The sequence below is a fragment of the Streptomyces endocoffeicus genome (assembly GCF_016741935.1).
GTDB classification, from domain to species: Bacteria; Actinomycetota; Actinomycetes; order Streptomycetales; family Streptomycetaceae; genus Streptomyces; species Streptomyces endocoffeicus.
Map to the genome: position 1 here is coordinate 138676 of NZ_JAERRG010000001.1, position 13874 is coordinate 152549.

Annotated in this window: 11 protein-coding genes; 3 read left to right on the forward strand and 8 right to left on the reverse strand. The window is 72.6% G+C overall.

All coding sequences use genetic code 11. The features are described from left to right. The first annotated feature begins 17 nt into the window (after positions 1 to 17). Positions 18 to 749 (forward strand): FAD:protein FMN transferase, encoded by a 732-nt coding sequence (locus tag JK364_RS00645; protein ID WP_201848780.1) that lies wholly within the window; start codon positions 18 to 20, stop codon positions 747 to 749. Between the two features lie 30 nt (positions 750 to 779). On the opposite strand, the gene JK364_RS00650 is transcribed toward JK364_RS00645, so the two are convergent. Further along, positions 780 to 3431 carry a cation-translocating P-type ATPase gene (locus JK364_RS00650; RefSeq protein WP_201846397.1) on the reverse strand — a complete coding sequence of 884 codons (2652 nt, stop codon included), beginning with the start codon at positions 3429 to 3431 and terminating at the stop codon, positions 780 to 782. A 193-nt stretch (positions 3432 to 3624) separates the two neighbouring features. Between JK364_RS00650 and JK364_RS00655 the strand changes: the two genes are divergently transcribed. Continuing rightward, entirely contained in the window at positions 3625 to 4503 is an 879-nt protein-coding gene (locus JK364_RS00655) for a universal stress protein (RefSeq protein WP_201848782.1), read from the forward strand. On the opposite strand, the gene JK364_RS00660 is transcribed toward JK364_RS00655, so the two are convergent. The 3 genes from JK364_RS00660 to JK364_RS00675 all read right to left on the reverse strand — a co-directional run bounded on the left by JK364_RS00660 (position 4442) and on the right by JK364_RS00675 (position 7240). Then, the gene (locus JK364_RS00660) at positions 4442 to 5236 is read right to left on the reverse strand and encodes an acetate--CoA ligase family protein (protein WP_201846399.1); all 795 of its coding nucleotides are present in this window, start codon (positions 5234 to 5236) and stop codon (positions 4442 to 4444) included. The two genes, JK364_RS00655 and JK364_RS00660, sit on opposite strands and share 62 nt — an antisense overlap. Positions 5237 to 5428: 192 nt before the next feature. Further along, positions 5429 to 6541 carry a polyphosphate kinase 2 gene (gene ppk2, locus JK364_RS00670; RefSeq protein WP_504941225.1) on the reverse strand — a complete coding sequence of 371 codons (1113 nt, stop codon included), beginning with the start codon at positions 6539 to 6541 and terminating at the stop codon, positions 5429 to 5431. Between the two features lie 36 nt (positions 6542 to 6577). After that, the gene (locus tag JK364_RS00675) at positions 6578 to 7240 is read right to left on the reverse strand and encodes a universal stress protein (RefSeq protein ID WP_230991241.1); all 663 of its coding nucleotides are present in this window, start codon (positions 7238 to 7240) and stop codon (positions 6578 to 6580) included. A 271-nt stretch (positions 7241 to 7511) separates the two neighbouring features. Here JK364_RS00675 and JK364_RS00680 point away from each other — a divergent pair, with 271 nt between their 5' ends. Next, positions 7512 to 8765 carry an Acg family FMN-binding oxidoreductase gene (locus tag JK364_RS00680; RefSeq protein ID WP_201846401.1) on the forward strand — a complete coding sequence of 418 codons (1254 nt, stop codon included), beginning with the start codon at positions 7512 to 7514 and terminating at the stop codon, positions 8763 to 8765. Positions 8766 to 8923: 158 nt separating this feature from the next. On the opposite strand, the gene hypE is transcribed toward JK364_RS00680, so the two are convergent. The 4 genes from hypE to hypF form a co-directional block, all read right to left on the reverse strand. Continuing rightward, complete coding sequence (gene hypE / locus JK364_RS00685) at positions 8924 to 9913, reverse strand: hydrogenase expression/formation protein HypE (protein WP_201848786.1); 990 nt, start codon at positions 9911 to 9913, stop codon at positions 8924 to 8926. A gap of 64 nt (positions 9914 to 9977) precedes the next feature. Continuing rightward, positions 9978 to 11099, reverse strand: a complete 1122-nt coding sequence (hypD, locus tag JK364_RS00690) for a hydrogenase formation protein HypD (protein ID WP_201846403.1) — start codon at positions 11097 to 11099, stop codon at positions 9978 to 9980. Further along, positions 11096 to 11395 (reverse strand): HypC/HybG/HupF family hydrogenase formation chaperone, encoded by a 300-nt coding sequence (locus JK364_RS00695; protein ID WP_201846405.1) that lies wholly within the window; start codon positions 11393 to 11395, stop codon positions 11096 to 11098. The genes hypD and JK364_RS00695 overlap by 4 nt, the downstream gene beginning before the upstream one ends. An 18-nt stretch (positions 11396 to 11413) precedes the next feature. After that, positions 11414 to 13729, reverse strand: coding sequence for a carbamoyltransferase HypF (gene hypF, locus JK364_RS00700; RefSeq protein ID WP_201846407.1), 2316 nt, complete (start codon positions 13727 to 13729; stop codon positions 11414 to 11416). Between the last annotated feature and the right edge of the window lie 145 nt (positions 13730 to 13874).

Below are 13874 nucleotides of genomic sequence, written 5' to 3' on the forward strand. Positions count from 1 at the left end.
GCCACGTCGAGCACGCCATGGGCACGGTGTTCTCCTTCGACCTCCGCGACCCGGCCACCCCACCCGTCCGCCGGGCCCTGAAGGAGGCCGTGGCCTGGTTGCACCACGTGGACGCGGTCTTCTCGACCTACCGCCCCGGCAGCGCGATCAGCCGCCTGGGCCGTGGCGAGCCGGTACCGGAGCGGTACGGGCCGGACGTGGCCGAGGTGATGGAGCTGTGCGAGGAGGCGGCGCACACCACCGGCGGCTGGTTCAGCCATACCCCCGGCGGTCGGCTCGACCCATCCGGACTGGTCAAGGGCTGGGCGATGGAGCGGGTCTCGCGGCTGCTGTACGCGGCGGGCGCCCACAACACCTGCGTCAACGGCGGCGGCGACATCCAGCTGCGCGGCGAGGCCGCCCCCGGCAAGCCCTGGCGGATCGGCATCGCCCACCCCGCCCGCCCCGGGGAGCTGGCCGCCGTGGTCACCGGTCGCGATCTGGCCGTCGCCACCTCGGGGACGGCCGAGCGCGGACCGCACATCCTGGACCCGCACACCGGCGAGCCCGCCACCACCCTGGCCTCCCTCACCCTGACCGGCCACGACCTCACCCGGACCGACGCCTACGCCACGGCCGCGTTCGCCATGGGCGCCGGGGCCCGTGACTGGGTCGAGGCGCTGGACGGCCACGAGGGGCTGGGGATCACCGCGGCGGGCGAGATCTGGCGCACCCCGGGCTTTCCCGGGGCCAACGGGGCAGGCCCCTGAGCCCGCTCCACCACCCGGCCGTCGGCCGGTTCAGCCATGGGCCGGGCCGGGTGCCGAGCGGGCGCCGGGCGGGCGCGCCGGGAAGAGCCGTCTCTGCCCGCGCATGACGACATGCCCCAGGCCGGAGAGCGCACCGGCGATCGCGAGGTCGACAGGTGGCAGTGGCTCCGTACCCAGCAGCGCGCGCAGGAGCGGGAGAGAGACGCCCGCCACTTGCAGGGCCAGGGCCGTGCCCACGGCCAGCAGCAGGAACGGGTTGGCGAGGCTGCCCGGGCGGGCCCGGGAGCCCAGCGCGACGCCGAGCTGGGTGGCGCCCAGGATCAGGAACATCATGGACTGCCAGGGGCGGCCGGTCTCCCGCGCCCAGACTCCGGCGGCCAGAGTGACACCGGCGACGATGACCCCCATGGCCAGGAGCCGCGGCCAGAGTCCGGCGCCCAGGACGCTCTCCTCGGGCGGGCGCGGCGGGTGGCGCATCACCCCCGGTTCCACGGGTTCGGCTCCCATCGCCACACCGGGGAGGCCGTGGGTGAGCAGGTTGATCCACAGGATCTGGGCGGGGAGCAGGGGCAGGGGCATGCCGAGGAACGGGCCGAGGAGCATGACCAGGATTTCCGCCGTTCCTCCGGCGAGGGCGTAGAGCAGGAACCGGCGCACATTGGCGTAGACACGGCGGCCTTCCTCGACGGCGGCGACGACGCTGGCCAGGTTGTCGTCGGCGAGCACGAGGTCGGCCGCCTGGCGGGCCACCTCGGTCCCGCGCTGTCCCATGGCCACGCCGATGTCCGCGCGGCGCAGCGCGGGGCCGTCGTTGACGCCGTCGCCGGTCATCGCCACCACCTGCCCCGAGGCGCGCCACGCCTGGACGATGTCCAGTTTCTGATCGGGCGTGGTCCGGGCGTAGACGCGCAAGGCGGTCAGCGGGCCCGCGGTGCCGTGGCGGATCCGTTCGCCCGTGGTGACCTCGTCCTCCCGGGCCACGATGCCCGCACGCGCGGCCACCGCCCGTCCGGTGAGAGGGTGATCGCCGGTGATGAGGACCGGGGTGATGCCGGCGTGTTCGCACGCCGTGATGGTGGTCCGGGAGGTGTCGCGCGGCGGGTCGAGGATGCCGACCAGGCCGAGCAGCGAAAGTCCCGATTCCCAGGCGTCGGGGCTCCGGGGCCGTGTGTCGTCGTGGTCGGCCGAGGCGATGGCGAGGACACGGTATCCGTCGCGGGCCAGGGCCTCGGCCTGGGCGGCGGCCCTGGCCCGGGTGTCCGGGGGATCGGTGAGGACCGGCGGCCGGAGCATGACCTCTGGGGCTCCCTTGCACATGACCCGCAGTCCGCCGCCGGGCGCGCGGTGCACCGTCGTCATGCGCTTGCGTGCGCTGTCGAAGGGGATCTCGTCGACCCGTGGCAGTTCGCGTTCCAGCGCGGCCCGGTCCAGGCCGAGTCTGGCCCCCGCCGCGAGCAGGGCCGCCTCGGTGGGGTCGCCCATCGCACGCCACCGTTCGCCACCGTCCGACGGAGGCTCCAGCGCGGCGTCGTTGCACAGCATCGAGGCGCGCAGCAGCGCGGCCAGGTCCGGGGCGTCGCTCACGGTGACCGGTTGGCCGTCGCGTGCGACGCGGCCTTCGGGGCTGTACCCGATGCCGCTGACAGTGACCTCGCCCCGGGGGGTCCACAGCCTCTCCGCGGCCATCCGGCCCTCGGTCAGGGTGCCGGTCTTGTCGGTGGCGAGCACCGTGACCGAGCCCAGGGTCTCCACCGCGGGCAGCCGCCGGACGATGGCGTGTCGCTCCGCCATCCGCCGCGCCCCGAGGGCCAGGGCGAGGGTGACCACGGCGGGCAGGGACTCGGGTACGGCGGCGACGGCGAGGCTGATCGCGGCCACGACCATCAGCTCGACCGGCTGCCCGCGAACCAGGCCCAGGGCGAGCACCACCGCGCACAGTGCGACGGTGACGGCCGCCAGCACCCTGCCGAACCGGGCCAGTCGACGCTGCAGCGGGGTCAGTCCGGGCGCGGTTCCCATCAGCGCGGCGATCCTGCCGAGCGCGCTGTCCGGGCCGGTTCCGGTGATCCGGACCCGGCCACGGCCGCGGACGACCACCGTGCCCGCCGAGACCATGTCCGCCGAGCCCGTGTCCGCCGGGCTCGTGGACGGCGGGCTCGTGGACGGCGGCCTTTTCGCGCCGGTGGTCTTCTCCACCGGGACGGACTCGCCCGTCAGCGCCGACTCGTCGACCAGGAGCCGGGCCGCGTCGATGACCTCACCGTCCGCGGGCACGATGTCCCCCTCGCCCAGCAGGACCAGGTCTCCCGGCACGACGTCGGCAGCCGGTACGGAAGACTCCCCGCCGTCGCGTATCACCCGGGCGGTGGGCGCGCTGAGGGCCGTCAGGGCGGCCACGGCCCGTTCCGCCCTCACCTCCTGGACGACTCCGGCCACGGTGTTCACGGTGATGACGAGCAGGATCACCAAGGCGTCGGGGAGATCTCCTGTGGTCAGGGTCAGCACGGCGGCCACGAGCAACACCACGATCAGCGGGTCGCGCAACTGCTGCAGCACACGGCGCCACACCGGGGTGCGCCGTTCCCGGGCGACGACATTGGCCCCGTACTCCCCCAGTCGCCGCGCCGCCTCCTCCCGCGACAGGCCCGCGGCAAAGCGCTCGGCAGGGCGAGGGGTCGGCATGCCTTCATCGTGTGGCCGATGTTCCCGGATCGCATCCGGCGCCCCCGGGACCGGCAACGGGGGCCCGAGCCGAAGCCGCGCACGGTCCACCATCGGCCCCGATCGGTCCAAGTCAAGAAGCTGGGCGGTGTGTCCGTGGTCACGGGGTACCCCAGATGCGGATGAATCGACCGCAGGAAAGGCGGTGGGGATGATGGCGCTCCCGCTGGTCGTGGGTGTCGATGGATCGGAGTCCAGCCTGCAGGCCGTGGACTGGGCCGTGGACGAGGCGGCACGCCATGAACTGCCCTTGCATCTGGTCAACGCTTCCCGATGGGAACGGTACGAGGGACGCCTGCCCTCGTTCGGCACCGACCGTCCGACCGGGGATGTAGCGGCCGAGAACATCGTCGCGGCCTGCGCGGAACGTGCGACGTTGCGCAACCCTGACGTGAAGGTGTCCGCCGAGGTCCTGGCCGAGGACACCGTGATGGCGCTGCTGGAGCAGAGCCGTGAGGCGTTCGCCGTGGTCACGGGCTCCCGTGGCAGAGGCGCGATCGCGGAGACGCTTCTGGGGTCGGTCAGCCTGGCCGTGGCGGCACGTGCCGTCTCCCCGGTGGCCGTGGTCCGGGGCGGGGAGAAGAACCGCGCGGGCGCCCTGCGGCGCGTGGTCCTCGCGGTCGGCGACCTGGTGGAAGGGTCGGCGGCCGTACGGTTCGCCTTCCGTGAGGCGCGGGCGCGGGACGCCGCGCTGCACGCCGTACGCTCCTGGCGGCGCCCCGCGCGCCCCCACGCGGGCCAGTCGCCGCTGGGGCGTGAGGCGAGCGGCCTGATCTACGAGGAGCAGGCGGCGGGCGTCCTCAGCGAGGTGCTGGACCAGGTCGAGCGCGAGCACGACGACATCACGGTCCATCGCGAAGTCGTCGAAGGAGCGGCACACCGGGTCCTGCTGGACGTCTCGGAGCAGGCCGATCTGCTGGTCGTCGGCGCCCTCCGGCGCCATGACCACATCGGGCTGCAGCTCGGCCGGGTCAGCCACGCCGTACTCCACCGCTCCGCATGCCCGGTCGTGATCGTGCCGCAGCAGGTGTGACCGCGCACGGCACGGGCGTACTCAGGCCCGCCACTGCCGGGCGGCGCGCAGTCGCCGCAGATAGGGGTCGTGGGCGTGGCGTGGCAGGAGGCGCAGGGGCGTGGTCGGCGAGGAGCTCGGTGGCGGTGCCGCCGAGGCCGAAAAGCACCAGGGGGCCGAACACCTCGTCCTGGGCGACGCCCGCGAACAGCTCGACACCCCGGCGCGCCATGGGCTGGAGGAGCGCACCGGTCATACGGTCCCCGAAGCGCTCCCGCAGGTCCCGGTAGGCGTGGCGCACCTGGTCCGGCCCCTCCAGGTCGAGCCGCAGCGCTCCCAGGTCGCTCTTGTGCACCAGCCCCGGCCAGTACGCCTTGACGGCCACCCGGCCGCGCTCGTCCGCCACCAGGTGTCTCGTTGCGGCCACGGCCGTGTCCTCGTCCTCCGCCCAGGCCCAGGGCAGCTGGGGGATGCGGTAGCGGTCGAGGAGGGCCGCGCAGGCACGGGGGTCGGGCCATCCCCCGTCGGGGTGACGGGTGAGGAACTCCTCCACGATGGCCGTGGCACCGGCGGGGTCCATGCCCGACAGCGGTGGCACGCTGCCCGGCGGTTCGGCGCGCCAGCGCGCGTAGCGGGCGGCGTGGACGAGCGCGCGGGCCGCCGACTGGGGCTCGGAATAGGCCAGGACAGGGTGGTCGTCGGCGCTCGCGAGCAGCCGTACGGGGGCCTCCTGGTCGAGGAGGACCGCGGCCACGCCTCCGGCCCGCCCCCGCGACGGCCACCGACCGGGGCCTCAGCAGTGGCCGAAGGCTGGCCACGTCAGCGGTCCGGCCCCGTCGGTCCACCGCCGACAGGTAGTGCTCGTCCTCCGCCAGGTGGACGGTGCAGCGGACGTCGGTGCCGTCGAAGCACCGGGAGGTGCGCAGGCCCAGATCGGCGAACACCTTCAGGACCTCATGGTTCTCGGCGAGTGCTTCGGCGGTGAAGCCGGAGATGCCCGCCTCCCGGGCCGCGTGGACCAGGTGTTCGAGCAGCAGTGTGCCGATGCCCTGCCCGTGACGGCCCTCGGCGACGGCCAGTGCGATGTCGCCTTTGGTCGGGCGGGGCGTATCTCGACGGTGGAGCCGTCGGCGAGCAGGGCGTGGACGGTATCGGAGCGGGATGTGGTGTCCGTCATCGGTATCCCCTTCCGTCGGCCGTGTCCGCGTCGGAGGCCGGTCCGCGGCCCGGTGCCCGCAGCGAGGCGGCGTGGTCGGGCACGAAGGTCTGCAGGTGCCTGGGCGGTCGCTGGTAGCCGGTGGGCTCGGGGCGGGGCGGGCGGCAGACGCAATTCCGGGAGCCGGACGTCGCCGTACGGAACGGTCGACAGCAGGTGAGCGATCATGTTGATCCGGGCGGCGCGCTTGTCGTCGCTCTCGACGACGTACCACGGGACCTCGGGGATGTCGGTGTACGCGAACATCTCGTCCTTGGCCCGGGAGTACGCCTCCCAGCGGGTGATGGACTCCAGGTCCATCGCGGAGATCTTCCAGCGTCGCGTGGGATCGTCCAGGCGCTGTCGGAACCGCCGTTCCTGCTCGGAGTCGCTCACCGAGAACCAGTACTTGCGCAGCAGGATCCCGTCCTCGACCAGCATCCGCTCGAAGACCGGGCACTGGTGGAGGAAGCGCTGGTACTCCCCCTCGGTGCAGAACCCCATGACGCGTTCGACCCCGGCCCGGTTGTACCAGCTGCGGTCAAAGAGCACGATCTCCCCCGCGGCGGGAAGCTGCTCGACATAGCGCTGGAAGTACCACTGGGTGCGTTCGCGGTCCGTGGGCACGGGCAGGGCGACGGTGCGGACGACACGCGGGTTGAGGCGTGCGGTGACCCGTGTGATCGCGCCGCCCTTCCCGGCCGCGTCCCGTCCCTCGAAGACCACCACGACACGCTGTCCCTCGGCCCGCACCCAGTCCTGGAACTTGACCAGTTCGATCTGCAGACGGCGCAGTTCCTTCTCGTACGGGGCACGCGGCAGTCGTACTGGTTCACTCTCGTTCGGCGGTGTGCGGCGCGCCATGGGTTCTCCCTTCCGGGCCTGCTGAGGCACGTGACGTCAGGGGGCGTGGGGCACGACAGCGACGGGGCACGCGGCGTGGTGAAGGAGCGCGTGAGCGACGTGGCCGAGGCGCGGGCCCACGGCGGGCCGGTGGGTGGGGCGGCCGACCACCATCACCCCGGCCTGCGCGGCCGCCCCCAGCAGAACCTCGGTGGCGAAGGCGAATTCGATCGGCGCGGCCGACTCCGGCGGATCCTGGATGCCGACGACGACATCGCGGGTGCGAGCCCCGGTCCGCGCCCCTCCGTTCCCCCGCACCATCACGACAGGGCTCTTGGACAACGCAAGTACACGCAGACCGACGGACCCGAGCAAAAAGCCCCCCACAGCACCACGCCCGTGTGAGCCGAGCACCAGCATCTCCGAGGCCGCGCCCCAGGCCACCGGGGCCTCAACTGCCGTCTCGGAGACCAGTTCAGTCGAGACTGACACCCCCGACCAGTCGGCAGGCAGACGCGCCTTGGCATCCTCCAGGGCCTCCTGAGCCCAGAGTTTGCGCACCTCAGGCGCTTGGGCGGTACGAGCTGTCCGCGGCGGCAGCTCACGCCGCTCCGCCTCGTCGGCGGCCCAGTGCGCGGCGGCCAGGCTCTCGGCCGAGCCGTCGAGCCCCACGGTGACCACTTGTTCCATGGCGGTTTGCTCCACGGCGGCTTGCTCCATGGCGGTGCCTCCTGCTGAGTTTCCCGCTCCTCTCGCAGACTCACTCGCGGTGGGTCAGCCGGTGTTTCCGTCGCAGAGCCTGGCTCCCTCGTCGAGCCCGGCTCCGTTACCGAGCCTGCCAGCTCGCCCGCGCCGCCGAATGAGCCTCATGGCTCCCCCTGACGGCCACACGGCCCACCACGGGGCCATCCGACCCCTCGATCCAGGGCTCTCCGTCCCCACGACACCTCTCACCCGCGGTGACACAGTGGAAGTGGGACAGAGAGGCGGGATGCCGATGCACGCCCATGTCGGCGACCAACTGATGGTCGAGAGCCCCACCACCGGTGCCGCCAAACGGGACGGTGAGATCGTCGGGCTCCGCCATGACGACGGGACGCCTCCCTACGACGTCCGGTGGTCGGACACCGACCAAGTCACCCTTGTGTTCCCCGGCCCGGACGCACACATTCACCCCACCGGGCACGAACCGGAAGGCCGTGGGCCGAAAGGGCGGCGGGAGACGACCGGGGACCGCACCTCCACCGCGACACACGGCAGCGCTCGTTCGCTTTCCGACGCGGTGGTCATGGCGCTGGTGGAGGACGCCACGGCCGCCCCGTCGATGCACAACGCCCAGCCCTGGCGGTTCCAGTACTTCCGGCGGAGGCGTGTCTTCTCTCTGCGGGCCGATCTCCGGGGCGCTCTGCCGCACACCGACCCCGAGCTCCGCGCCCTGCACATCGGCTGTGGCGCCGCCCTGATGAACCTGCGGGTCGCGGTGGCCCACGAGGGCTGGGAGGCGCAGACCCGGCCGCTGCCCGACCCCGGCGACCCCATGCTGCTGGCGTCGGTGACCCTGACCGGTCCGCTCGGTGACGAGGCCGATCCGGCCGACTTGTACCCGGCCGTGCGCACCCGGCACACCAGCCGGTTTCCCTTCGCCGAGACCGAGATCCCCGCGTCCGTACGGACCTCCCTCGTCGACGCCGCGCACCGGGAGCACGTCGCGCTGTCCTTCGCCCCCGGATGGCATCTGCAGTCCATCGTGGACCTGGCGCTGGAGGCCGAGGCCCGCAACCTCACCGACGCCGGCGCCGCCGCGGACCTGGCCCGCTTCACCCGCGCCACGGACGACACCCGGCCGGCCACCGAAGGGGTCCCTGCGTCTGCCTTCGGGCCCCGCCGCCGGCTCGGCAAGGCTCCCATGCGTGACTTCGCGGGCGGCAAGACCGTCCCCGGCCGCCCGACCGCCGACTTCGAGACCTTCCCTCACCTGGCGTTGCTGTCCACCTCGCGCGACCGCCCGGTGGACTGGCTGCGCACCGGCCAGGCGGTGGAGCGGGTGCTGTTGCGCGCCACCCTGGCGGGACTGTCCGCCTCGTTCGTCACCCAGGCCCTCGAATGGCAGGATCTGCGGTGGCCACTGCGCGACCCCACGTCGGGCATGGCCTATGTGCAGATGATGCTACGGCTGGGGTACGGCCCTCCGGGCCCGCGGACCCCCAGGCGGCCGGCCCGCGACGTGCTGGACATCGAGCCGTAGCTCCGGCCGCGCCCGTTCTGGAGGAATCGCCCTCAGGGTGTGCTGGCCATGATCCGGGCCGCCTCGGCCGGCATGCCGTCCGGATCCACGGTCACCGCCGGGGGCCAGCAGATCCGCCTCGGAGACGACGCCGATGACACGCCCCTCGCCCTCGCTGTTCAGCAGATCCGGGGCAGTTGCTCGCCGAGCGGCAGATCCACGATCCGGGTTCCGCCCAGTCCGGTACGGGCCACCACCATGCCGGAGTGTTCGGCCACGCACGCGCCGATCACGGCCGCCTCACGTCCCAGCGGATGCGCGCGCATCGCGTCCAGGACCGCCTCCGCGTGCTCCCTGGGCACGAAGGCCGCCAGGCGGCCCTCGTTGGCCACGTACATCGGGTCCAGGCCGAGGAGGGCACAGGCGGTGGCGACCGCTTCCGGGACGGGCACCGCCCCCTCGTCCAGGACGACACCGGTGTCGGAGGCTGCGGCGATCTCGTTGAGAGCGGCGGCCAGGCCGCCTCTCGTGGGGTCGCGCAGGACATGGATCTCGGGCGTGACGGCGAGCATCGCCCGGACGAGTCCGGCCAGGGGCGCGGTGTCACTGACCACCTCGGTGCCGAACGTCAGCCCTTCGCGGACGCTGAGGATGGCGATGCCGTGCTGTCCGATCGGCCCGCTGACGATCACCACGTCACCGGGCCGCGCTCGCTGCGGACGGATGTCCACCCCCTCGGGGATCAGCCCGATCCCCGCCGTGTTCACGTACACACCGTCGCCATGCCCGGAGTCAACCACCTTGGTGTCGCCGGTGACCACGGTGACGCCCGCCGCTCGGGCGGCCGCCCCGAGCGCCTGGGCGACCCGGCCGACGGTGCTCAGCTCCGTACCCTCCTCCAGGATGAACGCGCAGGACAGGTACGCGGGAACGGCTCCGCTCATGGCCAGGTCATTGACGGTGCCGTTGACCGCCAGATCTCCGATGCTTCCGCCAGGGAAGAACAGCGGGCGGACGACGTAGGAGTCGGTCGAGAACGCCAGCCGGGTACCGCCGAGTGTGACGGCGGCCGAGTCGGTGAGCCCTCCCAGCGTCTCGCCGCCGTAGGCCGGGAGGAAGAGGTGCCGAGTCAGCTCCGTGGAAAGCGCTCCTCCGCCACCGTGGCCCATCACCACCACCGGGTGGTCGCGCAGCGGGGTCGGACAGGACCAGCCGGTGGTGCCGGCGGTGATGTCAGTCAACGGAAGCCGTCTCCTCCGTGCGGGGCGTGGCCAGACGCCGGTACAGGTAGTAGGCGGCGCACGCGCCCTCGCTGGAGACCATGGTCGCGCCGAGCGGTGTGCGCGGAGTACAGGCGGTGCCGAAGGCCGCGCACTCGTGGGGCTTGATCAGCCCCTGGAGCACCTCTCCGCTGCGGCACACCGCGGGCTCGTCGGTGGCCAGGCCGGTGACCTCGAACCGGTGCTCGGCGTCGTGGTCCCGGTAGGCGTCCGCCAGCCGCCAGCCGCTGTCCGGAATGGTGCCGATGCCGCGCCAGGCGCGGTCGGTGGTGGTGAACACCTCTCTCAGCGCACTCAGGGCGACCGGGTTGCCCTGCGGGCGCACGGCGCGCGGGTAGGCGTTCTCGACACGGTGTTCCCCTCGCTCGAGTTGGCGGACCGCCCGGCGAATGCCTTCCAGAATGTCCAGCGGCTCGAATCCGGTGACCACGATGGGCACCTTGTAGGCGTCGGCGAGGGCGGGGTACTCCAAGGTGCCCATCACGCTGCACACGTGTCCGGCGGCGAGGAACGCCTGGACGCGGCAGTCCGGCGATCGCATGATCGCCTCGATGGCCGGTGGCACCCGGACATGTGAGACCAGCAGGCTGAAGTTCCGAACCTCGAGCCGTTTGGCCTGGTGGGCCGCCATGGCGATGGCGGGCGCGGTGGTCTCGAAGCCGACGCCGAAGAACACCACCTCCCGGTCCGGGGCGCGCTGGGCGATTCGCAGCGCGTCCATGGGTGAGTAGACGACTCGGACGTCACCGCCGTCGCTCTTGACGCGGAACAGATCGCGGTCGCTTCCCGGCACCCGGAGCATGTCGCCGAACGAGCAGAAGACCACGCCCGGTCGGGACGCGATCTCCAGTGCCTTGTCGATCATCTCCAGCGGAGTGACACAGACCGGACAGCCCGGCCCGTGGATCAACTCAAGTTTCCCGGGCAGCAGTTGGTCGATGCCGTGCCGGATGATCGAGTGGGTCTGACCGCCGCAGACCTCCATCATCGCCCATGGCCGGGTGACCGTCCGGGCGATGTCGTCCAGGAGCCGTCGGGCCAGGCCGGGGTCCTGGAATTCGTCGATGTACTTCACCGGTTCTCCTCCTCGGGTACCCTTTCCGCCTCGGCCGCCGCACGGGCCCAGGCATCGCCGAACTCTTCGTCCAGCGCCCCGATCCGCTCGAAGAGCCGGAGGGTGGCCAGGGCGGACTCCTCGTCGAGCCGCTGGATCGCGAAGCCGACGTGGACGATCGCGTACTCACCGACCTCGATCTCCGGCAGATAGGCGAGGCAGACGTCCTTGACCACCCCGCCGAAGTCGACCCGCGCCATCGGCGTACCGTCCCGTTCCTCGATGCCGACCACGCGGCCGGGTACCGCCAGGCACATGTGCTCCTCCTCGATTGCTCAGGTGTCGGCGACACGGGCGGCGACGACCGCCTGCCCCAGGGCCAGGCCGCCGTCGCCGGGCGGCACCACCGTGTGCGCGAGAACGGTGAATCCGTCCTCGGCCAGCCCGGCGGTGCACATCCCGTCCAGGAGGGCGTTGGCGAACACCCCGCCGGTGAGGACGACCGTCCGCACGCCCGTGCTCCGATGTGCCCTCCGGCAGGCCGTGCGGACCGCACCGGCGACCGCCAGATGGAAGCGGGCGGCGATCAGCGGGACCGTCGCACCCGCGCGGAGATCGGCCACGATCGCCGCCAACATCGGGGCGGGATCCTCGAGCGCGAAGGCATAGCCGTCCCGCACCTCGTCGGCGGTCACGGCCGCGGCCTCCAGCTCCACGGCGGCCTGAGCCTCGTACCCCGCCCGGTGACAGACGCCCACCAGCGAGGACACGGCGTCGAACAACCGTCCTATGCTGGATGTCGGCACACACCCGATGCCACGTGCCAACTGGACCTGCAGCAGGCGAAGTTCATCCGCTGGGCAGGCGGCGGTGCACGGCAGGTCGGGCGACCAGGCGAGGCGGGCCGCGCGCAGATGGGCCAGTGCCATCCGATACGGATGGCGCACCGCCGCGTCACCGCCCGGCAGGGGTACGTACGCCAGATGCGCCAGGCGGCGGTAGCCCGCGTAGTCGGCCAGCAGCACCTCGCCGCCCCATACGGCGCCGTCGTCGCCGTAGCCGGTGCCGTCGAAGGCGACACCGAGCACCGGTTCATCCAGTCCGTGCTCCGCCATCGCGGAAGCGATGTGGGCGTGGTGGTGCTGCACCAGGGTCAGCGGCCGACCATCCCGCCGGGCCCATCGCGCGGACCGGTAGCCGGGGTGGCGGTCGGCGGCGATACGGACCGGTTCGACTCGGGTGAGCGCCCGCAGATGGCTCTCGGCACGCTCGAAAGCGTGCTGGGCGGCCAGGCTGTCCAAGTCCCCGATGTGGGCGGACAGCCAGGCGGCGTCGCCCTCCGCCAGGCACAGGGTGTTCTTCAGGTCCCCGCCGACCGCGAGGATCGGACGGACGGCCACCGGAAGACGAACGCACGCCGAGGTGAAGCCGCGCGAGCGGCGGATCGGCAGTGGCGAACCGTCCGCACGGGCCCGGATCACCGAGTCATCGCAGGCCACCACGATGGGCCGGTCGTGCCAGAGCCAGGCGTCGGCCAGCCCGTCCAGGCGGAGCATTGCCTCCCGGTCGTCGGTCACCAGCGGCTCGCCGGAGAGGTTTCCGCTGGTCACCACCAGGACGCCGGGACTGGGTGGGTCGTCCGGGAGGCCGAACAGGAGCCGGTGCAACGGGGTGTAGGGCAGCAGCACCCCGATGTCCGGGCTCCCCGGACACACCTGTGGCGCGAGCGGAGTCGGGGACCGGCGGCGCAACAGCACGATGGGTCGGGACCGCCCCACCAGGAGGCGGCACTCCGCCGGGCCGAGGTGGCCGAGCCGGGCGGCGGTGTCGGGGTCGGGGGTCATCACGGCGAACGGCTTGTCGCCACGGGCCTTGCGGCGTCGCAGTTCGCCCACGGCCCTGGGGTCGGTGGCGTCGCAGACCAGGTGATAGCCGCCGAGGCCCTTGATCGCCAGGATCGCCCCGGCCGCCAGCATCCGCCGGGCCTCGGCCAACGCGGCCCCGTCTTCCCGTCGTACGGCGCCGGTGAGCCTCAGACGTGGCCCGCAGGCCCAGCAGGCGATGGGCTGGGCGTGGAACCGCCGGCCGGACGGGTCCGTGTACTCCGCCGCGCACTCCGGGCACATGGGGAACGCCGCCATGGTGGTCGTGGACCGGTCGTAGGGCATGGTGGCGGTGATGGTGAAGCGTGGACCGCAGTCGGTGCAGGTGATGAACGGGTGCCGGTGGCGGCGGTTGGCCGGATCGGTCAGCTCGGTGAGGCAGGCGTCGCAGGTGGCGGCGTCGGGCGGGACCAGGGTGCGGCCGTGGCCTGTCGTGGAGGGCACGATCGCGAAACCGGTGCCACCGGTCGGGCACAGCTCGGAGGTGGCCACCGAGACGATGTCCGCCAGCGGGGGTGCGTCCGCCGTCAGCCGGTGGCAGAAGGCGGCCACCGCGTCGGTGCCGCCCTCGATCTCGATCCGCACCCCGGCTGGTCCGTTGGCCACCTGCCCGGACAGGTCCAGTTCGATGGCCAAGGCATGGACGAAGGGCCGGAAGCCGACTCCCTGCACCACTCCACCGACCGCCACCAGGCGGCGGACCGGCCGTTGCGAGCCGTTGGTGTCCGGCTCCGCCGCGGCTGTGCCGGACACCAATGGCTGTTCCATGGACACGGCACTTCCGTCCCGGAGTGGTCATGAGCCCGCACGAGGTTCCGGCCGTGGCACGAAGGCCGTCCGACCAGGGCGTTCGTCATGTTAGGTACGGGTGCGGCCACGGTGGGAGAACACACCCGCGCGGCGGCCCGACGTG